We start from the raw sequence: 21,253 nt of genomic DNA, 5'->3' as shown, positions 1-21,253 counted from the left end.
GTCACTCTGGAAAGCAGGGCGGGCCGCGGACGAGTACAGCGCCGTAACCCCTCCTCACCGACGGTGAAAGCCGGGCCGCCTCGCGCGGGCCGGTGAAGCTCTCAGGTTGAGATGACAGAGGGGGAGGCCGTCCGGGCACCCGCGCCGTGGTGCCCCTCGTAGGTCGTATTGACCAGGAGGCCCCCGCAGATGACCACCAATCGCATCTCCCTGACCGAGCTTGAACAGGGCATTCCGTTCGAGCGTCGGCACATCGGCCCCGACCACGAGGCGCAGGCGAAGATGCTCGCGCACGTCGGCTTCGGGTCGTTGGACGAGCTGACGGCCACCGCCGTACCCGATGTGATCAAGAGCGCGGAGGCGCTGGGCCTGCCGCAGGGCCGCACCGAGGCCGAGGTCCTCCAGGAGCTGCGCGGCCTGGCGGAGCGCAACCAGGTGCTGGCCTCCATGATCGGCCTGGGCTACTACGGCACGTTCACCCCGCCGGTGATCCTGCGCAACGTCATGGAGAACCCGGCCTGGTACACGGCGTACACGCCCTACCAGCCGGAGATCTCGCAGGGCCGCCTGGAGGCGTTGCTGAACTTCCAGACCATGGTCGCGGAGCTGACCGGACTGCCCACCTCCGGTGCCTCCCTGCTGGACGAGGGCACCGCCGCCGCCGAGGCGATGGCGCTCTCCCGCCGCGTCGGCAAGGTCAAGCAGGGCGTCTTCCTGGTCGATGCCGACTGCCTGCCGCAGACCGTCGCCGTGATCCAGACCCGCGCCGAGCCCACCGGCGTCGAGGTCGTCGTCGCGGACCTGTCCGACGGCATCCCCGCAGAGATCGCCGAGCGGGGCGTCTTCGGCGTACTGCTGCAGTACCCCGGTGCCTCCGGCGCGGTGCGCGACCCCCGTGCCGTCATCGAGCAGGCCCACGGGCTCGGCGCGATCGTCACCGTGGCCGCCGATCTGCTCGCCCTGACGCTGCTGACCTCGCCCGGCGAGCTCGGCGCGGACATCGCGGTCGGCACCACCCAGCGCTTCGGCGTCCCGATGGGCTTCGGCGGACCGCACGCCGGCTTCATGGCCGTACGTGACCAGTTCGCCCGCAGCCTGCCCGGCCGCCTGGTGGGCGTCTCCGTCGACGCCGACGGCAACAAGGCCTACCGCCTCGCGCTGCAGACCCGCGAGCAGCACATCCGCCGTGAGAAGGCCACCAGCAACATCTGCACCGCGCAGGTGCTGCTCGCCGTCATGGCCGGGATGTACGCCGTCTACCACGGCCCCGAGGGCCTGCGCACCATCGCCCAGCGCACCCACCGCTACGCTGCCGTCCTCGCCGAGGGCCTGCGGGCGGGCGGTGTGGAGATCGTGCACGGTGCGTACTTCGACACCCTGACCGCGCGGGTGCCCGGCCGGGCCGCCGAGGTCGTCGCCGCCGCCCGCGAGGCCGGCGTCAACCTCCGCCAGGTCGACGCCGACCTGGTCGGCATCGCCTGCGACGAGACCACCGGACGCGCGCAGCTGGCCGGCGTCTGGGGCGCCTTCGGCGTGCAGGGCGACGTCGAGCAGCTGGACGCGGCGGCCGCCGAATCGCTGCCGCAGGAGCTGCTGCGCACGGACGACTACCTCGCCCACCCGGTCTTCCACCAGCACCGTTCCGAGACCGCGATGCTGCGCTACCTGCGCACCCTCGCCGACAAGGACTACGCGCTGGACCGCGGCATGATCCCGCTCGGCTCCTGCACGATGAAGCTGAACGCCACCACCGAGATGGAGCCGGTCACCTGGCCCGCGTTCGGTCAGCTGCACCCGTTCGCACCGGCCGAGCAGGCCGAGGGCTATCTGACGCTGATACAGGAGCTGGAGGAGCGGCTGGCGACGGTCACCGGCTACGACAAGGTCTCCATCCAGCCGAACGCCGGCTCGCAGGGCGAGCTGGCCGGCCTGCTGGCCGTCCGCGCCTACCACCGCGCCAACGGGGACGCGCAGCGCACGGTCTGCCTGATCCCGTCCTCGGCGCACGGCACCAACGCCGCCAGCGCCGTCATGGCGGGCATGAAGGTCGTCGTCGTCAAGACCGGCGAGGACGGCGAGGTCGACACCGACGATCTGCACGCCAAGATCGACAAGCACCGTGACGAGCTCGCGGTCCTGATGGTGACCTACCCCTCCACGCATGGCGTCTTCGAGGAGCACATCACCCAGATCTGCGCCACGGTGCACGACGCCGGCGGTCAGGTCTACGTCGACGGCGCCAACCTCAACGCGCTGGTCGGGCTCGCCGAGCCCGGCAAGTTCGGCGGCGACGTCTCGCACCTCAACCTGCACAAGACTTTCTGCATCCCGCACGGTGGCGGCGGCCCCGGTGTCGGCCCGGTCGCCGTGCGCGCCCACCTGGCGCCGTACCTGCCCAACCACCCGCTGCAGCCCACCGCGGGCCCCGAGACGGGCGTCGGGCCGATCTCCGCGGCTCCCTGGGGCTCGGCCGGCATCCTGCCGATCTCCTGGGCGTACGTCCGCCTCATGGGCGGCGAGGGCCTCAAGCGCGCCACCCAGGTGGCGGTCCTCAGCGCGAACTACATCGCCAAGCGCCTGGAGCCGCACTACCCGGTGCTCTACACCGGCCCCGGCGGCCTGGTGGCGCACGAGTGCATCATCGACGTCCGGCCGCTGACCAAGGCGACCGGCGTGAGCATCGACGACGTCGCCAAGCGGCTGATCGACTACGGCTTCCACGCACCGACGATGTCCTTCCCGGTGGCCGGCACGCTGATGATCGAGCCGACCGAGAGCGAGGACCTCGACGAGCTGGACCGCTTCTGCGACGCGATGATCGCCATCCGCGCCGAGATCGAGAAGGTCGGCTCGGGGGAGTGGGACAAGGACGACAACCCGCTGCGCAACGCCCCGCACACCGCGGCCGCGCTCGGCGGCGACTGGAACCACGCCTACAGCCGCGAGGAGGCCGTCTTCCCGGCGGGCGTCACGGCGGCGGAGAAGTACTGGCCGCCGGTGCGCCGTGTCGACGGTGCCTTCGGCGACCGCAACCTCGTCTGCTCCTGCCCCCCGCTGGACGAGTACGACAACTGATCGACACGGCCCGTCAGGGCAACATCAAGGGCCCTCGGCAGATCTGCCGGGGGCCCTGTTGTACGTGCCGGGTGTCCGCGGATCAGGCCGCTGCGGTGACCCGGGTGCGGTGCGGGGCGATGACCTGCCCGTCCGGCAGCAGCTCACCGGTGTCCTCGAAGAGCAGGACGCCGTTGCAGAGCAGGCTCCAGCCCTGCTCGGGGTGGTGCGCCACAAGGTGTGCGGCCTCCCGGTCGGTGGAGTCTGCTGACGGGCAAGGCGGTTGGTGCTGACACATGGAAGTTGTCTTTCGCTGCGGTGTGGTGAACGTCGTGCGGCTCGATGTGGTGGTCATGGCCGCTCCCCCGTTTCTCTCGGTCGGTTCCAGTGTTGCCCTACGGACGGGATTCCGCAGGGATTTCGCAGCAGCGGTACTCACTCGGTATCGACGCGTCACCCATGCGGGCGGTTGCTTCCAATTGCACTCCTCTCCAAGGGCGTTGGCAGTGGTATCGATGGACTAGCCCGCGCGGGTGAGTACGACAGCGCCCCGCGGCCGGGAAGGGCCGCGGGGCACGCTCTCGTCGGCCCGCGTGCATCGGGGCGCGGGGGCACGGCCGGTGCGCCGGATCAGGCGGGTTCGCGCAGCAGTGGGGCGGGCGTCAGGCGCCGGGTGAGCCGGGGCAGCAGATCGGCGACGTGGTGCGGACGGTGGGCGGCGATCCCCGGCGGGGCGGGTGCCAGCGGAACCAGCAGATCACCCGCTGCGGGCAGGCCCTCGGCGCCGTCGGCGGTGACGTCGTGGTGCAGCCACAGCGTCAGCATGTACAGCTCGGGGACGGACAGCAGCCGCGGCTGGTAGGGCGCGTTCAGCGACTCCGCCTGCACCAGCGCCCGCTCGGTCGAGGCGACATAGGGGCCGCCGCAGAAGCGTGCGAACATCCAGCCGTCCGCGGTGAGTATCGCCTCGGCCGTCGCCACGGCCCGCTCCCCGCCGCGGACCAGGAAGCTCCAGCCGGCCAGACGGGTCAGTGGTGTGCCGCCGGTCTTGCTGACGTCGTCCCATACGTGGAGCGGCAGCGGGTGGTCGGGGCAGAGCGGGCCCTGATGGGCGCGCAGCCCGGGGACGGGGGCCTCGCGGACGGCCGTGGGCGAGCCGAGGGCGGTGAGAACGCTGCGCAACGCGGACGCGGGGGCGGGGGGAACGTGCAGCGGCATGGTGGGTCGCCTCTCACTTCAGAGACACGGTGGAGCGTGGCGGGTGCAAACGGCGCTGTCTGCGTGCGGGGACAGAGCATGGCCGGCCCCGGGGACTGCGGCCGGGCGTGGGGTAGGGCGTGCCCGGTGGGTCGGCGCGGGATCGATCCGCGTAGACCCACCGGGCACGCCCTGGCCGCTGCGCCCCAGCACCGGCGAAATCACCACGACGCTGGGCGTCAACTCTCTGCCTCGTGAGCGGGAGTTTATACGACGTATGTTCTGAAAGTGTTTCGGCTACCTGCCTTGCGGATTTACGGCAAGGCAGAATCCAGACCCTCGCACGAGGCGTTTTTCACCGCTTTGTACGGTGCCTTTGCGATGTCACCTCGTAATTGCGCTCCGGTGCGGTAGGCCGGATCTCGTCGGTGAATTTCACGAGTGAAATGCGAACGGCGATGGCCACCTGGATATGCCCGGGGAAGATGCCGGACGCCGCACCACTTCGAGCCTATCGGTACCGGCACGCCCCTGAGGCGTTATCGATCAGATTGCCGGGGCATCATCGACCGTAGCGCGAGCCCCGGCGTGTCGGGGACGGCCCCAAGCGGCCCGTGGCGGCGGGCCGTTCAGTCAAGGAGGGACCCTTCGATGGGGGAGAAGGTCGCCGCGGGCGGGATCGACCTGGCGGACCGGGAGCGTTATCGAAGAAAGCTTCACGAGTGCCTTGAGAGCTTGCAGAGGCTGCTGGCGGAGAAGCGGTTCGATCGGCCCAGGAATCTCATGGGCCTGGAGATCGAGCTCAATCTGGCCGGCCCGGACGGCCTGCCCCGCATGATGAACTCCCAGGTTCTCGAGCGCATCGCCAGCCGCGATTTCCAGACCGAACTCGCGCAGTGCAACCTGGAAGTCAACATCCTGCCGCACCGCTTGTCTGGCCATGTCCTGGACCAGCTCGCCGAGGAACTCCGTACGGGCCTGGCCTACGCGGAAAGGAAAGCCCGCGAGGTCGCCGCCAGGATCGTGATGATCGGCATTCTGCCGACCCTGCACGCCGACGACCTCACGGCGGCCAGCCTCTCCGAGAACGACCGCTATGTGCTGCTCAACGAGCAGATGAGGGCGGCCCGTGGCGAGGACTTCGTACTCGACATCCAGGGCGTCGAGCACCTGGTCGCCCGCTCGCCCTCGATCGCGCCGGAGGCCGCCTGCACATCCGTCCAGTTGCACCTCCAGGTGACGCCCGGCCGCTTCGCCGCCGTCTGGAACGCGGCCCAGGCCATCGCCGCCGTTCAGGTGGCGGTCGGCGCCAACTCGCCGTTCCTCTTCGGCCGTGAACTGTGGCGCGAGTCGCGGCCGCCGGTCTTCCAGCAGGCCACCGACACCCGCGTGCCCGAGCTGACGGCCCAGGGCGTACGCCCCCGTACGTGGTTCGGTGAGCGCTGGATCAGCTCCGCATACGACCTCTTCGAGGAGAACCTGCGCTTCTTCCCGCCGCTGCTGCCCCTGTGCGGCCCGCAGGAGCCGCTGCGCGTCCTCGACGAGGGCGGGGTGCCGGACCTCGCCGAACTGGTGCTGCACAACGGCACGGTCTACCGCTGGAACCGGCCCGTCTACGCGGTCGCCGACGGTGTCGCCCACCTCAGGGTCGAGAACCGGGTGCTGCCGGCCGGCCCCACCGTCGCCGACGTGATCGCCAACACCGCCTTCTACTACGGCGTGGTGCGGGCGCTGGCCGAGGAACCGCGCCCCATATGGTCGCGCCTTCCGTTCGCCACCGCGGCCCGGAACTTCGACACCGCCTGCCGGCACGGCATCGACGCCACCCTGCTCTGGCCGCGTCCCGGGCGGGCCGGCACGCTCGCCGAGATCCCGGCCGTACGGCTCGTACGCCAGGAGCTGCTGCCGCTGGCGGCCCGCGGGCTGGACGCCTGGGGGGTGGAACCGGCCGACCGCGACCGCTATCTGGCCATCATCGAGGAGCGCTGCCGGCGCCGGGTGAACGGCGCGTCCTGGCAGGCCGCGGCTTTCCACCACGCCCGGCGGCAGGGCCTGGACCGGGACGCCGCGCTCGCCGCGATGACCCGGCGCTACAGCGAGCTGATGCACGCCGGCCGGCCGGTGCACACCTGGCCGGTGGCCTGGGCGCTCGGCGAGCGGTCGACGGTACCGGGACCGCGGCAGGCGGCGACCGGGGGCGCGTAGCGCGCGGCGGGCCCGCCCACGGGTGGCGGGCCCGCTCAGCGCCGTCCCGTGCCGCCCGCCGCCATGATCGCCTTGAGGATCACCCGGTGGATCTGGGACGGGTCGCTGACGCGGTGCGCCGAGCCGCCGGTGGGCGCCACGATGCGGTCCAGGGCGGACTCGTCGGCTTCCGGGCCGATCGCGAGGGCGATCAGCGGTACCGGACGGTCCGGGGAGGAGAGCTTCTCCAACTCGCCGACCAGGGCGCTGAGAGAGATGCCGGCGGCATCGTCGTTGGCGCCGTCGGTGACGACGACCACCGCGTTGAACTTCCCGCTCGCATACGTCGCACGGGCGCTGCGGTACGCGGCGAGCGTGGTGTCGTACAGACCGGTGGCGCCATGGGGGACCGGGGCCAGCGAGCCGAACGCGGCGGCGAGCGCGTCACGGTGGGTGGCGCCGTCCTCGTCCCGGTCGCCGAGGCGCCGGGTGGGCGACAGCTCCACGTAGTCCTTGCCGCCGTCCAGAAGGGTGGCGAACTTCCACAGCCCGATCTCGTCCTCGGGCGTGAACGTGGCCAGCGCCTGGAGGAGGGAGTTCCTGGCGAGGTCCATACGGGACCGGCCGTCCCGGCCCGGAACCGGACTGCCCATCGACGCCGAGGCGTCCACGACGGTCGAGATCCGGGCGCTCTGCACCGTGATCGTCCACATGCCCAGCAGCGCCCGTAGTTCCTTGGCCGTCGGCTGATCGGCGGGCGTGACGGAGTACGGCTGGGCGGCGCGCCCGCCGGCCGTGTCCGCCACCTTCGCGACCGCCGTGCCGTTGCCGGGCCGGAAGCCGTGCGCGCGCAGCGTGCGCTGCCCGCCGGGCTCGCCCAGCAGCGTCATGAAGCGGTTGGCGGCGCGGGTCTGCTCGGGACTGAGCGCGCCGTCGTCGACCAGCGTGTACGGGTAGGTGAGCTGGGCGGTGCCGCCCTTGGGGTAGAACAGCTTGAGTCCCGGGCCGCCGTCGTCGCGGGTGTTGTGGGCGTAGGCGGCCTGCTCGGACAGCAGCAGGGCCTGATTGCGGCGGGGATTGCCCTGCTCGGCGCCGGAGTCGTCGCCCGGCAGCGTGGCCAGTATCTGGCCGTCGCCGTCCGCGACCCGCTGGGCGAGGAGCTTCGCCGTGGCGGCGGTGCGGACCTCGGCCTCGTCGTCGTCCTTGGCCTCGGTGGTGTCGGCGGCGTGGATACGGGCCAGGGCGAGCAGCCCGGTGGCGCTGCGGGCGGGGTCGGCCACACCCAGGCGCAGCGCGTCGCCGGATGTCGCCTTCCGGGCCAGTTCGGTCCAGGTGTAGCTCTGCTTCGGCCAGCCCAGGGCCTTGGCGGTCTTCGGGACGGCGCCCAGCGCGATCGGCGACGAGGCGATGCCGTCGGCGGCGGTCAACGGGGTGCCGCCCTCCGCGTCGACCCGGTCCACCCACAGCTGCGAATCCGGTATCCATACCTGGAACTCGGGGTCGACCGGCCGCTGCGCGAAGGAGTCGGTTATCTCGTGGGAGGGGCGCGCGGTGACCTTGACGTCGAGGCATCGGCCGTCGGTGCGTGTCGCGTCCTCACGGGCCGTTTCGGCCACCGCCGACAGTGCCGGGGCGATGTCGGGCGAGGCGGCCACGTCGAGCCGCACCGAGGTGTCGCCGCACGGGTCGCCGAAGGGGAGCAGATCGCCGCGCAGGGCGACGACCGAGCCGGCGCCGACGGCGAGGGCCAGGCTGGTGGAGACGACCAGGGTGCGACGACGTGCACCGGGGCGGGACCCCGTGCGCCGCGGTGCGGAGCCGTCCGGCAAGCTGTGTCGTCCCATTGCGGTAGCGCCTCTCCTTCTCGGAGCTCGATCGGGTTCGATGAGAAGGGGGACCGCGCGCCACGTGGATGGCGCCCGTCCCCGGCCTGTCGCGCGCGATCTTCGTACCTGCTGTCGAGACCCTAGCGGGGCGGTGGTGGCGAAGAGGCGGTAATGCGGAAGTGGAGGAAGCGTGCAGTCGGATACAAGTCCCGTGGCCGATGCGGACGTTCCGGGGCGAGGGCCCGGTGCGGGGACAGCGGCGGGGACGGCCGAGGAGCCGTCCCGGCGCGTCCTGCGCAGCGAGACGCTGATCGTCCTGGCCCTCTCGCTGGGCGCCAGCGCGCTGTCGGCGCTCATCAGCTTCATCGGGTCGGTGACCAAGCCCGGTGGCCTCAAGGACCAGGCGGCGACGCTCAACGGCTCCCATGCGCCGGGCCGGCCGTGGCTGGATCTCGCCTGGCAGCTGTTCGGGATCGCGAGCGCGCTGGTGCCCGTGGCGCTGGTCGCGCATCTGCTGCTGCGTGAACGGGTCGGCGGACTGCGGGCGATCGGCTTCGACCGGCGGCGGCCCGGCTTCGACCTGAGCCGGGGCGTGGCGCTGGCGGCCGCCATAGGGGGCAGCGGTCTGCTGCTCTATCTGGGTGCGCGGGCGGCCGGATTCAATCTGACGGTGATCCCCGAGGCGCTGCCCGAGGTGTGGTGGAAGATCCCGGTGCTGATCGCCTCCGCGGTGCAGAACGCCGTCCTGGAGGAGGTCATCGTCGTCGGGTATCTGCTGCGCAGACTGGGGCAGTTGGAGTGGTCGCCGATGGCGGCGCTGGCGGCCAGCTCGGTGCTGCGCGGTTCCTACCACCTCTATCAGGGCATCGGTGGCCTCGTCGGCAACATGGTGATGGGCGTGATCTTCGTCCTGCTCTACCGGCGGTGGGGCCGGGTCGGCCCGCTGGTCGCCGCGCACGCCCTGATCGACATCGTGGCCTTCGTCGGGTTCGCCCTGCTGGCGGGCAAGGTGGGGTGGCTGCCTACGGGGTGAGGCGAGGGCGAGGGCCGATGCCCTCGCCCTCTTTGCCTTCCCTCAACCCTCGGCCGGCTGCTCTTCCCCCAGTTGCCGGCCGGCTGCTCTTCTGTCAGTCCTTGACCAGCAGTTCGCCGTCGATCACCGTGACGGCCGAGCCGGTGAGCAGCGTACGGTCGCCGCGCAGCTCGGTGCGGACATAGCCGGTACGGGCCGAGCCCTGCCGCCCGATCAGTGAGTCGCGCCCCATGCGGGCCGACCAGAAGGGGGCGAGCGCGGTGTGCGCGCTGCCCGTTACCGGGTCCTCGTCGATGCCCACCGCCGGGAAGAAGCAGCGCGAGACGAAGTCGTAGCCGCCGATGGGGTCTTCGGCGCGCGCGGTGGCGATCACCCCTCGGCCGCCGTGCCCGGCCAGCGCCCTGAGATCCGGCGACAGCGCCCGTACGGAGCTCTCGTCGGCCAGCTCGACCAGGAGGTCGCCGACATCGGGCCCGGTGTCGTGGGCAGACCGGATCTCGGTGCCCAGTGCGTCCGCGACGAGCGACGGTACCTCTACGGGTGTCAGCGGCGCGGTCGGGAAGTCCATGGTGATCGTGCCGTCGTCGCCGGCCGTCGTGGTCAGCACCCCGCTGCGGGTACGGAAGCGGACGGTGCCGGTGGTGGCCGCCCCGGTGGTGTGCAGAACGTGCGCGGTGGCCAAAGTGGCGTGCCCGCACATGTTCACCTCGGTGGCCGGGGTGAGCCAGCGCAGCGCCCAGTCGGCGTCCCCGCCCTCGGGCAGCGGGTGCGCGAAGGCGGTCTCGGAGAGGTTGACCTCGGTGGCGACCTGCTGGAGCCAGGCCGTATCGGGGAACGCGTCGGAGTCGAGGAGGACGACTCCCGCGGGGTTGCCGGTGAACGGACGCGCACTGAAGGCGTCGACGATACGAATCCTCATGGTCGCGAGCGTAGAGGTGCCACAAAGCCGCAGGCCAAGGCCAATTCCAGGAAATTGGCTATGGATGGTGGCCGGTCGACCGCATGCGGATGCAGTTCGGGGCCTTGCTTCGGCGAACAGTCCCGATATATCGTTGAGGCATCGCGACAGATTCGCGACAGCTCAACGATAGAGAAGGAGAACGACATGCGTTCCCAAGGACACGACCACGGGCACGAGCATCGCCACGACAACTGCGGACCCGGCCGCTCCGGCGGCCGTGGGGAATTCGGGGGTGGCTGGGAGCGGCGGCGTTCCGCTTTCGGCTCCTTCGGTCCGCCCTTCGGGGGTCCGCCTTTCGGTGGCGGCCGAGGGCGCGGCGGACCGCGCGGCCGGGCGCGCCGCGGTGATGTGCGCGCTTCGATACTGGCGCTGCTCAAGGACCGCCCGATGCACGGCTACGAAATGATCCAGGAGATCGCCGAGCGCAGCGGCGGGGCGTGGAAGCCGAGCCCCGGCTCGGTCTATCCGACCCTGCAGCTCCTGGAGGACGAGGGGCTGATCGCCAGCGCCAGCGAGGGCGGCAAGAAGCTGTTCTCGCTGACCGACGCCGGGCGCGCCGAGGCCGACAGCGGCTCCGACGCCCCCTGGGAGGACGCCGGCCGCGGCGTCGACTGGGAGGCGATGAACGAGATACGCAAGGCGGGCGGCGGCCTGGTCGAGGCGTTCCGTCAGGTGTGGGCCACCGGCAGCCCCGAGCAGCGGGAGAAGGCGATGGCGGTGGTCAACAAGGCCCGCAAGGAGCTGTATCTGATCCTCGCCGAAGAGGACTGAGCGAGGGCGGGACGGTGAGAGAAGTGGTCGGCCTCCGGGGGCCGGACGGAAGGGACGGCCCCCGGAGAGTCAGGAGACCAGGCCGGCGAGCTTGCGCAGCGACTCGTTCAGCGCGGCGCTCGCCGAGTCCTTGAGCTTGCCGGCCATCAGGGAGACCGCGGCGCCGGTGAACGTGCCGTCGATCCGTACGGTCGTCGCCTCGCCGTCCGGTGTGAGCGCATAGCGCATGCCCAGGCTGACACCCATCGGGCCCTTGCCCCTGACGTCGAGCAGTCGCCCCGGCTCCAGCTCCCGGACGGTCCAGGTGACCTCCGCGGGGAAGCCCATCAGCTTCATGTTCTCGTCGTAGGACGCGCCCGCCTCAAGCGTCTTCGGTCCGCCCTTGGGGAAGTCGGTGTGGGTGGCGTTCCACTCCCCGTACGCATCGAAGTCGGTGAGCCGGTCCCAGATCTTCCCGGCCGGCGCCTCGATACGGGTCTGGGCGGTGACTTCGGCCATGCGATCACCCCTTCGGTGACGGTCCTGGCTGGTGCCGCGGAACGTAGTCGTACGGGGGTGAAGGTTCAATAGCGAGGACGGCTCTGGCTGATGGCTCGTCAGATTCCGGGAGTGGCCCGCTTCGACGCCGGGATGGGGTGCGGCAGGGATCCACTGGACCGCAGGTGGGCGCCCCAAATGTCCGCCCTCCACGATTTCCCCGCACTTTCTCCGCGGGATATCTCCTCCCTAGGGAGGAGATCCGGCGTGGGCGTCCCCAACCAGCGTGGGATGCGCAAATGCTTCTGGCCGGGGATGTTCCCGGCTTCGGGGGCTGGTGGGGTGGGAGCTGTGCAAAACCGTACTGCGTACAGTGGCGGCGACGGCTCCGCCCGGGAGGACCTCGACAGTCAGCTCACCGTCGAGCTCGCGTCGGTGGTCTCCGCTGCCCGCAGGCGGGCCACGCGCGACGGTGACCGGCAGGTCGACACCGCGCATCTGCTGCACGGACTGCTGGAATCGGACCCCGCCGTACGCGCCGCCTTCGACGGCGGGCCGCAGGTGGCGCGGCTGCTCGGCTATCTGGTCCAGCGCAGTATCGGCTACGGGCTCCGATGGCACGGCACCGTCGAGGACTCCGGCGCGGTGCCCATGGTCACCGAAGGCGGCGTCCCCGGGTGGTCGCCGGCCGCGGCCGCCGCCATGGACGGCGCCCTTGACCGCGCGCACGCCCGCTACGCCCTCCGCGCCGGCTGCCTCGATCTGCTCGCCGCGCTGGTGGACGACCCCGAATCCCGGGCCGTGGAGGTTCTGCACCGGGCCTCCGTCGACACCGCCGCGCTCGCCGCTCGTCTGGACGGGGAGCGCCCGGGCCAGGAATGACAGGGGTATCGGGGGTGGCGCTCCTGACGGCGGCTGTCATGATGACCCGATGCACGCGTCTTCGGGAAGCCCGGCAGGTCCAGCGACCGGTCCGGGTCAGGCAACTCCAGGGTCCCCGGCTGCCGGGCAGCCGTCGTCCGGTTCCGCGCCGGGCCGCGACGGCGCGCCCCGGGGGCGTGGCGCGGGCCTGGGCCTCGCCCTGCTGTCCGCCCTCGCCTTCGGCGGTTCGGGCGTGGCCGCCAAGCCGCTGATCGAGGCCGGTCTCGAACCGCTGCATGTGACCTGGCTGCGGGTGGCCGGCGCCGCGCTGGTGATGCTGCCGATCGCCTGGCGCCACCGGGACCTGCCGCGCCGTCGGCCCGCCCTGCTCGCCGGCTTCGGCCTGCTCGCCGTGGCCGGCGTACAGGCCTGCTACTTCGCCGCGCTCTCCCGCATTCCCGTCGGCGTCGCGCTGCTCATCGAATACCTCGCCCCCGCCCTCGTCCTGGGCTGGGTCCGCTTCGTCCAGAAGCGCCCGGTCACCCGCGCCGCCGCGGTCGGCGTCGTGCTCGCCGTGGGCGGTCTGGCCTGCGTCGTCGAGGTCTGGTCCGGGCTGAGTTTCGACGTCATCGGTCTGGCCCTCGCGCTCGGCGCGGCCTGCTGCCAGGTCGGCTACTTCGTGCTCTCCGACCACGGCACCGACGACGAGGACTCCGCCGACCCGCTCGGTGTGGCCGCGTACGGCCTGCTCATCGGTGCCGTCGTCCTCACGGTGATCGCCCGCCCCTGGGGCATGGACTGGTCGGTGCTCGGCGGCAGCGCGGAGATGAACGGCGCCCGAGTGCCCGCCGTCGTGCTGCTCGCCTGGATCGTGCTGGTCGCGACGGTGGCCGCCTATCTCACCGGCGTGGTGTCGATCCGTCGGCTCTCGCCCCAGGTGGCTGGTGTGGTCGCGTGCCTGGAGGCGGTCATCGCGACGGTCCTGGCCTGGGTGCTGCTCGGTGAGCACCTCTCCGCGCCGCAGATCGCGGGCGGGGCGGTGGTGCTGTGCGGTGCCTTCATCGCGCAGTCGGCCAAGCCGAAGACGACGCGGTCGGTGGTGGTGGCGGGAGCCGGGGCGGAGAGCGGGGACCTAGCGGGGGCGGGTGCTCCGGCGGGCACCGCGGCGCCGGTGGCCGCAGCGCCTCCGGCCGGCTCCGAGGACGACTTGTCCGCCGGATCACGCGCCACGTAGGGTGGCGATCATGCATTCGACCGTGCTGCCCCCGCCCGCCGCGTAAGGCGGGCGGCGACCTCCGAGGAAACCCAGACCCGGGCAGGTGCCCGGGCTGTTCGTCGCTGCCTGCATACGGGACCACGCGACCGTTCCACGGCGCCTCGCGCCGTACTGGATTTCCCGGAGCACACCTCCCATGCATGCCACTTCTGCCGCCACCCTGCCCGTGGGCCGGGGGCTGCTGTACGTCACCTTCGCCGCGACCGCCTGGGGTACCGCGGGTGCGGCCGCGGCCCTGCTCTACCGGGGCAGCGGACTGGGCCCGATCGCCCTCACCTTCTGGCGCACCTTCGGCGGACTGCTTCTGCTGCTCGCCATACGGGCGCTGCTGCGCCGCCGTCGGTCCGGCGCCCCCGTCGCCCCCACTCCGTACGAGCCGATCCGCCGGCGCGTCCTGCGCATCGCCGTGACCGGTATCGCGCTCGCCGTCTTCCAGGCCGCCTACTTCGCCGCCGTCGAGGCCACGGGCCTGGCTGTGGGCACCGTCGTCACCATGGGGGCGGGCCCCGTCCTCATCGCCATCGGGGCGCGCGTGACGATGGGCGAACGGCTCGGTGCGGGCGGAGTGCCGGCCGTCGCCGGTGCGCTGACCGGGCTGCTGATCCTGGTCCTCGGCGGGGACGGCGCCGCGACCGTCCGTCCCGCCGGGGTCGGCTACGCCGTGCTGTCCGCGGCCGGCTGCGCCGCGATGACGCTGGCCACCCGGCGGCTGGGCAAGGGCGGCGGCAGTGATCCGTACGCCTCGACGCTCAGCGCGTTCGCGGTGGCCGCGCTGTGCCTGCTGCCGCTCGCGGTGGTGGAGGGGCTGTGGCCCCAGGTGCACGATCTGGGGCGCAGCCTGTGGCTGATGGGCTATATCGCGGCGGTGCCGACGGCGCTGGCCTATGGGCTGTACTTCGCGGGGCTGGCGGCTGTACGGGCCGCGACCGCCTCCGTGATCTCGCTGATCGAGCCGGTGTCGGCCGCGGCCATCGCGGTGGTCTTCCTGGGAGAGCGGCTCACCATGGCCACGGCCGTCGGAACCGGCGTGCTGCTGACGGCGGTCGCCGCGCTGGCGGTGACGGAGGCGCGCGGGGCGGTGGCGGCCGCCCGGTCCACGGCTCCGGCGGCGGGCTGAGGACGGGTGCCCGGCCGGTTGCCTCGGCCGGGCACCTCCGCCCACCGGGTGGCATCCGGAGCGCTTGGGCCCTCAGGGCGTGGGCGTCCCGACGGCAGTCGAGGCCGCTGCCAGACGGCGCTGCTGGTGGCTGCGGGCCGCGGCGTCCCCGGGGCCGCCGCGCTCGGCGAGGCGCTCCGAGACACGGTGCTGGACGGCCTCGCTCCGCTTGCCGCCGTACTTGAACTTGGCGCGAACCTCCCGCACTTCGAGGCGCATACCACGGATGCCGGACAGCAGCCGCCCGTACGGCTCCTCGCCCGCGGCGACCGGAGCCGAGCCGCCGTCCGGCTGGAAGTGGCCCATCTGGCGCTCCAGCAGCGCCGCCTTGGCCGCCGGGTCGTCCACGACATGGGCGGTGCAGGTCAGCTGGACCGCGGCGTAGAAGCTGGTGGGGACGCCGTGTTCGGGCGGCTGGTCCTCGGCCGCCTGCCAGGGGCCGGGAATGAAGGCGTAGTCGTCCACCACGCTCAACAGGACCGTCGGACGGTCGGTCAGCGCGCGCCAGAGGGGGTTGGGGCGGGCCAGATGCGTGACGGCCTCGCGCCGCTCCGGGTCGTAGGCGAAGTGCAACGGCTGCACCAGCGGTGGCTCGCCGGGCGGGCCGTTGGCGGCCAGCTGGCCGAAGTCGTGTGCCGCGAGCCAGTGTTGCCACTCGGCGTCGTCGCCGGGCGCGTCCCAGGGGTGGATCAGCACGGTGGCTCCTCAGAGGGCGGTGAGGTACGCCGGCTCGGGGACACCGGGCGCGAGGTCGTCGGACGGTATGGGGGCGCCGTACGCCGGTGCCACGGGAAGGACGCCGCTCCAGTACGGCAGGGCGAGGTCCTCGGGCTCGTCGTTGGGGCCGCCGGTGCGGATCTTGGCGGAGACCTCGCGCAGGTCGAGCCGGATCACGGAGGTGGCGGCCAGCTCCTTGGCGTTGCCGGGGCGGGAGTCCGCGGCGCGCCCGGGCAGCACATGGTCGACGAGCGCGTCGAGGGCGGCCGCCTTCTCCTCCGCGTCGGTCACCTGATACGCGGTGCCGTGGACGACGACGCAGCGGTAGTTGATGGAGTGGTGGAAGGCGGAGCGGGCCAGGACCAGGCCGTCGACATGGGTGACCGTGACGCAGACCGCGAGGCCGGGGTCGGGCGCCTCACCGGCCATCCGCAGCGGCCGGGAGCCCGTCGAGCCGTGCAGATAGAGGCGGTCGCCGACCCGGCCGTAGAGCGTCGGCAGCACGACCGGGGAGCCGTCGCGGACGAAGCCCAGGTGGCAGACGTACCCGGTGTCGAGGATGCCGTGCACCGTCTCGTGGTCGTATGCGGCGCGCGCGCGGGCGCGGGTGGGCGTCGTGCGGCCGGTCGGTTCGTACGTCGCTGCTTCGGGCATTGCGAACTCCATTGCACTAGTGCATAATCAAGTTTGTGCTAGGAGAGTATCGGATCGAAGGGCGGCGCGCATCGGAGATTGCCGCCAGTGTCGAGCGAGCCGTCGGTGCGGGCGAGCTCCAGCCGGGTGAAGTCCTGCCCCCGCTCCGGGAGTTGGCCGTCTATTTGGAGGTCAATCCGAATACGGTCGCTGCCGCGTATCGCACGCTCCGCGACCGGGGCGTGATCGAGACGGCGGGCCGCCGTGGCAGTCGGGTGCGCTCCCGTCCCGCGAGCACCCCGCGCGAGGCGCTGCGGGTGGAGGTGCCGCCGGGCGTCCGTGACGCCTCCGACGGCAACCCCGACCCGGCCCTGCTGCCTCCGCTCGAACGGGCCCTGGCCGAGGCCGCGGCGCGCAGCGCGCGACGCCCGGCGCTCTACGGCACACCGGCCGTCGACGAGGAGCTGGCGGCCATGGCCCGCTCGGCCTTCGCCGAGGACGGTGTGGCGGACGGCCCGATAGCCGTCACCAGCGGCTCATTGGATGCCATCGAGCGGGTGCTGGCCGCCCATCTGCGGCCCGGCGACACCGTGGCGGTGGAGGACCCGGGGTGGGGCAGCCTGCTGGATCTCATCCCGGCGCTCGGACTGCGCCCCGCGCCCGTCGGAGTGGACGACGACGGCCCGCTGCCCGAGCGGTTGGCGGGCGCCCTCCAGGACGGCGCCCGAGCGGTCGTCATCACCGACCGGGCGCAGAACCCGACGGGTGCCGCCGTCGGCCCATCGCGTGCCGGCGAGCTCCGCGCCCTCCTGGCCGACCACCCCGGAGTGCTGCTCATCGAGGACGACCACGGCCATGGCATCGTCGACCTCCCGCTCCATCCGCTCTCCGGCGTCACCGACCACTGGGCCCTGGTCCGCTCGACGGCCAAGTCCTACGGCCCCGACCTGCGCCTGGCGGTGCTCACCGGCGACGCCGTGACGGTGGACCGGGTGCGGGGCCGGCAGCGCCTGGGCCCCGGCTGGGTCAGCCATCTGCTGCAGGACACGGTGCTGCATCTGTGGCGGACGTCGGCGATCGACCCGAAGGCGGTGGCCGCGGCGTACGGCCGACGTCGGGACGCGCTGATACGCGCCCTGGCGGAGCGCGGAGTGCCCGCGCGGGGCCGCAGCGGGATGAACGTCTGGGTGCCCGTCCCGGACGAGACCGGTGCGGTGGCCCGGCTCCTGCACTCCGGCTGGGCGGTGGCTCCCGGCGCACGCTTCCGCCTGGACTCCCCGCCCGGCATCCGCATCACCGTCTCCGGCCTCGGTGACCACGACATCACCCCTGTGGCCGACGCGGTCGTCGCGGCCACAGGGGTGGGGGAGGCTCGGCGGTACGAGTGAGCGGGCGCCCGGCCGCTCGGCCCCTGGCCGGCGGCCGATGTCGCCTCGTCGACCGAGCCGGCCAGGCGCATGGTGCCGGGCGCCTGTCTCCCGGGCCGGGCGTCAGAGCCTCTCAGGCCCGGCGCCCATGGTCAGCCCCGGTCCGTGGCGGATGCGGTGGCCGTGGTGGGCGGCGTCGAGGTGCGGGGCCTGCTCTGGGTGAGAGCGGCGCCGAAGAGGATGATCAGGGCGCCGACGGGCGTGTGCCAGCTCAGCTGCTCGCCCAGGAGGACGACTCCGGCGGCGGTGGCGATCACGGGGACGAAGTAGGTGACCATCTGTGCCGTCGTGGGGCCGACCTCGGCGACCAGGCCGTACTGGAGGAGGAAGGCGAAGCCGGTGCCCAGGGCGCCGAGCGCGAAGACGGCGAGCAGCGGGACGATCGGGTAGCCGGTCGGCGCGGACGTGAACAGGGGGGTGACCACGGCGAGTTGGACGGTGGCGAGCAGCAGCTGGGCGCTGGACATGGAGAGGTGGGAGTGCCCGGCGCCGGCCAGGGTGCGGCGGACGTAGATCCAGCCGATGGGGTAGCTGAGCGAGGCGCCGAGTGCCATCGCGGTGCCCGTCAGATCCGTGCCGGCGAAGCCCTGCCAGGCGCCGAGCACGGTCAGTACGCCCAGAAAGCCGATGCCCAGGCCCGCGACCCGGCGCCGGGTGGGGCGGTCCTCGGACAGCGCGACGACCGACAGCGCCATGCCCCACAGCGGGGAGGTGGCGTTGCAGATGCCGGCGAGGGTGGAGGGGATGGTCAGTTCGGAGTAGGCGAAGAGCGAGAACGGCAGCGCGTTGAGGAAGAACGCGGCGACGGCGAGATGGCCCCAGGTGCGCGCGGAGCGCGGGAGCCGCTCGCGCTTGATCGCGAGGATGGTCAGCAGCACCAGCGCGCCGAACGCCACCCGGCCCAGCGTGACCTGCAGCGGTGCGAAGCCCTGCGTCCCCACCTTGATGAACAGGAAGCTGAAGCCCCAGATCAGGACGAGGACCGCGAAGCGGGCCTGCCACCCGAAGGCGCGAAGGCGGTGCGCGGACCGGTCGTCGGAGGCGGGGGAGACCGGGGCGGCGGAGGTTGCCGGGGAGGGGGCGCCGTCGGGCTGCGGGGCCGCGGGGTCGGTGTGGGGCGAGGGGGAGTTCGCGGTGCGGGCGGTGGCGGTGGGTGCGCCGGTGGCGGTGCTCATGGTGTCAACGATGGGGCGTACAAATTCGTAGCACAAGCGAAATTCCGTGGGGGGTATCGCTTAGCATTGCTTACATGTTGAACCTTGATCGCCTACGGACGCTGAGCGCGGTCGCCCGCCATGGCTCGGTGAGCGCGGCCGCCGAGGGACTGCATGTGACGACATCGGCCGTCTCGCAGCAGATCGCCAAGCTGGAACGGGAGACCGGTCAGCAGCTGCTGGCGAAGAACGGGCGGGGCGTGCGGCTGACCGACGCCGGCCGGCTGCTGGCCGATCATGCCGTGCGCATCCTCTCCCAGGTCGAGCTGGCGCAGGCGGAGCTGGAGGCGCATCGCGGTCAGGCGGTGGGCGAGCTGCGGATGGGCGCGTTCCCCACCGCGGCCCGGGGACTCTTCCCGTCCGCGCTCGCCGCCCTCCGCGCCGAGCACCCCCAGCTCCGCGCGGGGCTGACGGAGCTGGAACCGGACCTGTCGGTACGCCAGGTGGTGCGCGGTGATATCGATCTGGCCGTCGTCCTGGACTGGTACAACCGGCCGTTGTCCCTGCCCGAAGGGCTGGCGAAGGCCCCGCTCCTGGACGATCCGGCCGATGTGGCGATGCCCTCGACGCATCCGCTGGCCGGGCGCACGTCGGTGGAGCTGGAGGACTTCGCGGACGATGAGTGGATCTCCTGGCCGCAGGGCGAGTTCTGCAGCGAATGGCTGACGTTCACCCTGCGCAGCAAGGGCGTCGAGCCGCGCATCGCGCACATGGCGGAGGAGCACGGCACCCAGCTCGCCCTGATCGCGGCCGGGCTGGGTGTCGCGGTGGCGCCACGCCTCGGCCGCGGGCCGGTGCCGGACGGGGTGAGCGTGGTACCCGTACGCCATACGATGCGCCGCCATGTGTACGCCATCTGGCGCGCGGACGCGGATCGCAGGCCCTCGATCCGGGCCGCGGTGGCGGCGCTCCGCACGGCGGGGAAGGCCCTGGAGAGCTGCTGACGCGAGGACTGCCGCCGCGTCGGCAGCCCTAGGCCGTCTCTTCCGGATCTGCCTGACCCGTGGGGCTTAACCGGCAAGATCCGAAAGAGACGGCCTAGCTCACCCCCGGTCCGGCGCCGGTGGGACGATGGCGCGGATGACGCCCAGCTCCAGCAAGTCCTGCGGGCGGATGCGGAGTTGGTCGGCGGTCTCCCGCACCTGCCCTTCGTCGCGTTTGAGGATGGCGGCGGCCAGTTCCGGGGCGATCACGGAGAAGTAGCTGTCCGGTGTCGCCCAGAGCCGGTCCGGTGCGGCGAGCGCCAGTGCGCCGCCCGAACCGCCCTCGCCGATGAGCAAGGAGGTCACCGGTACCCGGGCGGTGGCGAGCGCCGCGAAGGTGTCGGCGATCGCCGCGCCGGCGCCGGCCCGCTCGGCTTCCGCGTCGTTCGCGGCGCCCGGAGTGTCCACCAGCGTCAGGACCGGGACGCCGAGCCGGTCGGCCAGCCGGACGAGGCGGGTGGCGGTACGGAACCCGGCCGGGCGGGTGGCCGTGCCGCACTGCGCGGCGAAGGCGATCGTGCGGCCGTCGCGATGACCGAAGCCGCAGCGTATGCCGGGGTCGACGCCACCGCAGCGGTCGCCGCCGATCTCCTCCCAGTCGTCGAAGTACGCACGCAGATAGGCCTCGGCGCGCGGCCGCCGGGCGTCGCGGGCACGCACCACCGCACCCCAGCCGGTCTCCGGCAGCCCCGGCGCGCCCAGCGCCTCCGGTGGTGGGGCCGGTTCGACGGCGCGGTCACCGGACTCCGCCGAGGGGCGCAGCAGCCGCAGCCACCGCTGGAGCGTGCCGCGCAGCAGGTCGGGTGGGACGACGGCATCGATCTGGCCGGACGCCAGCTGCCCCTCGGCGCAGTAGGCGTGGGGATCGGCGTCCGGGGGGCGTACCCGCGAGCCCGCGAAGCCGATCTGGGCTCCCGGGAGCGCGAGGATCACATCGGCGGCCGCCCCGAGCGTGGCCCAGCCGCCGCCGGTCGTCGGGTCGCGGAGCACGGCGATCTGCGCGAGTCCCGCGGCGCGGTTGTACGCCGACTGCCGGGACACCCGCTGGAGTTGGGACAGTGCACGCATTCCCTCCTGCATCCGGCTGCCGCCCGTGGCGATCAGCGACACGACCGGCAGGCGCCGCTCCCGGGCCTCGGCGTAGGCGGCCTCCAGGCGGTCACCGGTGCGCTCGCCCAGGGAACCGCCCAGATAGCGGAACTCGAAGGAGAGCACGATCGCTTCCGTGCCGCCGATCGTGGCCAGGGCCGTGACCACCGACTCGTCCTCGCCGGTCCGCTCGCGGGCGCGCGCCCGCGCGTCGTCGTAGCCGTGCCAGCCGAGCGGGCCGTCCGGTGCCCCGGGTGCTCGAGGCGGCGCCTCGTCCCGCGATCCGGGTGCGGTTCGCGATCCCCGGGAGCCGTCCGGCGCGGCCAGCTCGGTGTACGTATCCGTGACCGCCGCGAGGGCCTGACGAGCCGTCAATCTGCTGCAGGGCAGGGGG

At 72.5% G+C, this 21,253-nt stretch carries 18 protein-coding genes; 9 read left to right on the top strand and 9 right to left on the bottom strand.

Annotation, left to right across the window (positions count from 1 at the left end):
- The first annotated feature begins 189 nt into the window (after positions 1-189).
- On the top strand, positions 190-3,075 hold the full coding sequence (gene gcvP, locus WAB15_RS06555; RefSeq protein WP_407285636.1) for an aminomethyl-transferring glycine dehydrogenase: 2,886 nt from the start codon (positions 190-192) through the stop codon (positions 3,073-3,075).
- 82 nt (positions 3,076-3,157) lie between these two features.
- On the opposite strand, the gene WAB15_RS06550 is transcribed toward gcvP, so the two are convergent.
- Together WAB15_RS06550 and WAB15_RS06545 are read right to left on the bottom strand one after the other, a co-directional pair.
- Complete coding sequence (locus WAB15_RS06550) at positions 3,158-3,352, bottom strand: DUF5999 family protein (RefSeq protein WP_393494957.1); 195 nt, start codon at positions 3,350-3,352, stop codon at positions 3,158-3,160.
- 332 nt (positions 3,353-3,684) lie between these two features.
- A complete protein-coding gene (locus WAB15_RS06545) occupies positions 3,685-4,272 on the bottom strand; it encodes a hypothetical protein (protein ID WP_407285635.1) in 588 nt (195 codons plus the stop codon).
- A gap of 630 nt (positions 4,273-4,902) precedes the next feature.
- On the opposite strand from WAB15_RS06545, the gene WAB15_RS06540 reads away from it, so the two are divergent.
- Entirely contained in the window at positions 4,903-6,456 is a 1,554-nt protein-coding gene (locus WAB15_RS06540; RefSeq protein WP_399150710.1) for a glutamate-cysteine ligase family protein, read from the top strand.
- Between the two features lie 35 nt (positions 6,457-6,491).
- Here WAB15_RS06540 and WAB15_RS06535 read toward each other — a convergent pair whose 3' ends face one another.
- Positions 6,492-8,279 (bottom strand): substrate-binding and VWA domain-containing protein, encoded by a 1,788-nt coding sequence (locus WAB15_RS06535; RefSeq protein WP_407285634.1) that lies wholly within the window; start codon positions 8,277-8,279, stop codon positions 6,492-6,494.
- A 193-nt stretch (positions 8,280-8,472) separates the two neighbouring features.
- Between WAB15_RS06535 and WAB15_RS06530 the strand changes: the two genes are divergently transcribed.
- Positions 8,473-9,294 carry a CPBP family intramembrane glutamic endopeptidase gene (locus WAB15_RS06530; RefSeq protein ID WP_399150708.1) on the top strand — a complete coding sequence of 274 codons (822 nt, stop codon included), beginning with the start codon at positions 8,473-8,475 and terminating at the stop codon, positions 9,292-9,294.
- A 94-nt stretch (positions 9,295-9,388) separates the two neighbouring features.
- Here the strand turns inward: WAB15_RS06530 and WAB15_RS06525 are convergent, their stop codons facing one another.
- Positions 9,389-10,213 (bottom strand): PhzF family phenazine biosynthesis protein, encoded by an 825-nt coding sequence (locus WAB15_RS06525; RefSeq protein WP_399150707.1) that lies wholly within the window; start codon positions 10,211-10,213, stop codon positions 9,389-9,391.
- Positions 10,214-10,399: 186 nt separating this feature from the next.
- On the opposite strand from WAB15_RS06525, the gene WAB15_RS06520 reads away from it, so the two are divergent.
- The gene (locus tag WAB15_RS06520) at positions 10,400-11,026 is read left to right on the top strand and encodes a PadR family transcriptional regulator (RefSeq protein ID WP_399150706.1); all 627 of its coding nucleotides are present in this window, start codon (positions 10,400-10,402) and stop codon (positions 11,024-11,026) included.
- 69 nt (positions 11,027-11,095) lie between these two features.
- Here WAB15_RS06520 and WAB15_RS06515 read toward each other — a convergent pair whose 3' ends face one another.
- Positions 11,096-11,524 carry an SRPBCC family protein gene (locus WAB15_RS06515; RefSeq protein WP_399150705.1) on the bottom strand — a complete coding sequence of 143 codons (429 nt, stop codon included), beginning with the start codon at positions 11,522-11,524 and terminating at the stop codon, positions 11,096-11,098.
- Positions 11,525-11,854: 330 nt separating this feature from the next.
- Here WAB15_RS06515 and WAB15_RS06510 point away from each other — a divergent pair, with 330 nt between their 5' ends.
- The 3 genes from WAB15_RS06510 (at position 11,855) to WAB15_RS06500 (ending at position 14,757) form a co-directional block, all read left to right on the top strand.
- A complete protein-coding gene (locus WAB15_RS06510) occupies positions 11,855-12,385 on the top strand; it encodes a Clp protease N-terminal domain-containing protein (RefSeq protein ID WP_399150704.1) in 531 nt (176 codons plus the stop codon).
- 49 nt (positions 12,386-12,434) lie between these two features.
- Positions 12,435-13,598 carry an EamA family transporter gene (locus tag WAB15_RS06505; RefSeq protein WP_399150703.1) on the top strand — a complete coding sequence of 388 codons (1,164 nt, stop codon included), beginning with the start codon at positions 12,435-12,437 and terminating at the stop codon, positions 13,596-13,598.
- A gap of 178 nt (positions 13,599-13,776) precedes the next feature.
- On the top strand, positions 13,777-14,757 hold the full coding sequence (locus WAB15_RS06500) for a DMT family transporter (protein WP_399150702.1): 981 nt from the start codon (positions 13,777-13,779) through the stop codon (positions 14,755-14,757).
- Between the two features lie 72 nt (positions 14,758-14,829).
- Here the strand turns inward: WAB15_RS06500 and WAB15_RS06495 are convergent, their stop codons facing one another.
- Both WAB15_RS06495 and WAB15_RS06490 read right to left on the bottom strand, forming a co-directional pair.
- Positions 14,830-15,492: an FMN-binding negative transcriptional regulator gene (locus WAB15_RS06495; protein ID WP_407285633.1), complete on the bottom strand. Its 663-nt coding sequence runs from the start codon at positions 15,490-15,492 to the stop codon at positions 14,830-14,832.
- Positions 15,493-15,501: 9 nt separating this feature from the next.
- Positions 15,502-16,167, bottom strand: a complete 666-nt coding sequence (locus tag WAB15_RS06490; RefSeq protein WP_407285632.1) for a pyridoxamine 5'-phosphate oxidase family protein — start codon at positions 16,165-16,167, stop codon at positions 15,502-15,504.
- Between the two features lie 35 nt (positions 16,168-16,202).
- Between WAB15_RS06490 and WAB15_RS06485 the strand changes: the two genes are divergently transcribed.
- Positions 16,203-17,534 (top strand): aminotransferase class I/II-fold pyridoxal phosphate-dependent enzyme, encoded by a 1,332-nt coding sequence (locus WAB15_RS06485; RefSeq protein ID WP_399150699.1) that lies wholly within the window; start codon positions 16,203-16,205, stop codon positions 17,532-17,534.
- A 131-nt stretch (positions 17,535-17,665) separates the two neighbouring features.
- Here the strand turns inward: WAB15_RS06485 and WAB15_RS06480 are convergent, their stop codons facing one another.
- On the bottom strand, positions 17,666-18,748 hold the full coding sequence (locus tag WAB15_RS06480; RefSeq protein WP_407285631.1) for a DMT family transporter: 1,083 nt from the start codon (positions 18,746-18,748) through the stop codon (positions 17,666-17,668).
- A gap of 74 nt (positions 18,749-18,822) precedes the next feature.
- Between WAB15_RS06480 and WAB15_RS06475 the strand changes: the two genes are divergently transcribed.
- Positions 18,823-19,731, top strand: coding sequence for a LysR family transcriptional regulator (locus tag WAB15_RS06475; protein WP_399150697.1), 909 nt, complete (start codon positions 18,823-18,825; stop codon positions 19,729-19,731).
- 99 nt (positions 19,732-19,830) lie between these two features.
- On the opposite strand, the gene WAB15_RS06470 is transcribed toward WAB15_RS06475, so the two are convergent.
- Positions 19,831-21,234, bottom strand: a complete 1,404-nt coding sequence (locus tag WAB15_RS06470; protein ID WP_399150696.1) for a carboxyl transferase domain-containing protein — start codon at positions 21,232-21,234, stop codon at positions 19,831-19,833.
- Positions 21,235-21,253: the final 19 nt, after the last annotated feature.

It is taken from the genome of Streptomyces sirii, from assembly GCF_045690365.1.
In the GTDB taxonomy this organism is placed as follows: domain Bacteria; phylum Actinomycetota; class Actinomycetes; order Streptomycetales; family Streptomycetaceae; genus Streptomyces; species Streptomyces sirii.
Note: the sequence above shows the minus strand (reverse complement) of the source record. Positions and strands in the feature narration are given on the sequence as shown.

What these genes read in the sequence shown, in the direction of transcription:
- gcvP (WP_407285636.1), top strand. Translation starts at nt 190, where the DNA reads ATGACCACCAATCGCATCTCCCTGACCGAGCTTGAACAGGGCATTCCG.
- WAB15_RS06550 (WP_393494957.1), bottom strand. Translation starts at nt 3,352, where the DNA reads ATGTGTCAGCACCAACCGCCTTGCCCGTCAGCAGACTCCACCGACCGG.
- WAB15_RS06545 (WP_407285635.1), bottom strand. Translation starts at nt 4,272, where the DNA reads ATGCCGCTGCACGTTCCCCCCGCCCCCGCGTCCGCGTTGCGCAGCGTT.
- WAB15_RS06540 (WP_399150710.1), top strand. Translation starts at nt 4,903, where the DNA reads ATGGGGGAGAAGGTCGCCGCGGGCGGGATCGACCTGGCGGACCGGGAG.
- WAB15_RS06535 (WP_407285634.1), bottom strand. Translation starts at nt 8,279, where the DNA reads ATGGGACGACACAGCTTGCCGGACGGCTCCGCACCGCGGCGCACGGGG.
- WAB15_RS06525 (WP_399150707.1), bottom strand. Translation starts at nt 10,213, where the DNA reads ATGAGGATTCGTATCGTCGACGCCTTCAGTGCGCGTCCGTTCACCGGC.
- WAB15_RS06520 (WP_399150706.1), top strand. Translation starts at nt 10,400, where the DNA reads ATGCGTTCCCAAGGACACGACCACGGGCACGAGCATCGCCACGACAAC.
- WAB15_RS06515 (WP_399150705.1), bottom strand. Translation starts at nt 11,524, where the DNA reads ATGGCCGAAGTCACCGCCCAGACCCGTATCGAGGCGCCGGCCGGGAAG.
- WAB15_RS06505 (WP_399150703.1), top strand. Translation starts at nt 12,435, where the DNA reads ATGCACGCGTCTTCGGGAAGCCCGGCAGGTCCAGCGACCGGTCCGGGT.
- WAB15_RS06500 (WP_399150702.1), top strand. Translation starts at nt 13,777, where the DNA reads ATGCATGCCACTTCTGCCGCCACCCTGCCCGTGGGCCGGGGGCTGCTG.
- WAB15_RS06490 (WP_407285632.1), bottom strand. Translation starts at nt 16,167, where the DNA reads ATGCCCGAAGCAGCGACGTACGAACCGACCGGCCGCACGACGCCCACC.
- WAB15_RS06480 (WP_407285631.1), bottom strand. Translation starts at nt 18,748, where the DNA reads ATGAGCACCGCCACCGGCGCACCCACCGCCACCGCCCGCACCGCGAAC.
- WAB15_RS06475 (WP_399150697.1), top strand. Translation starts at nt 18,823, where the DNA reads ATGTTGAACCTTGATCGCCTACGGACGCTGAGCGCGGTCGCCCGCCAT.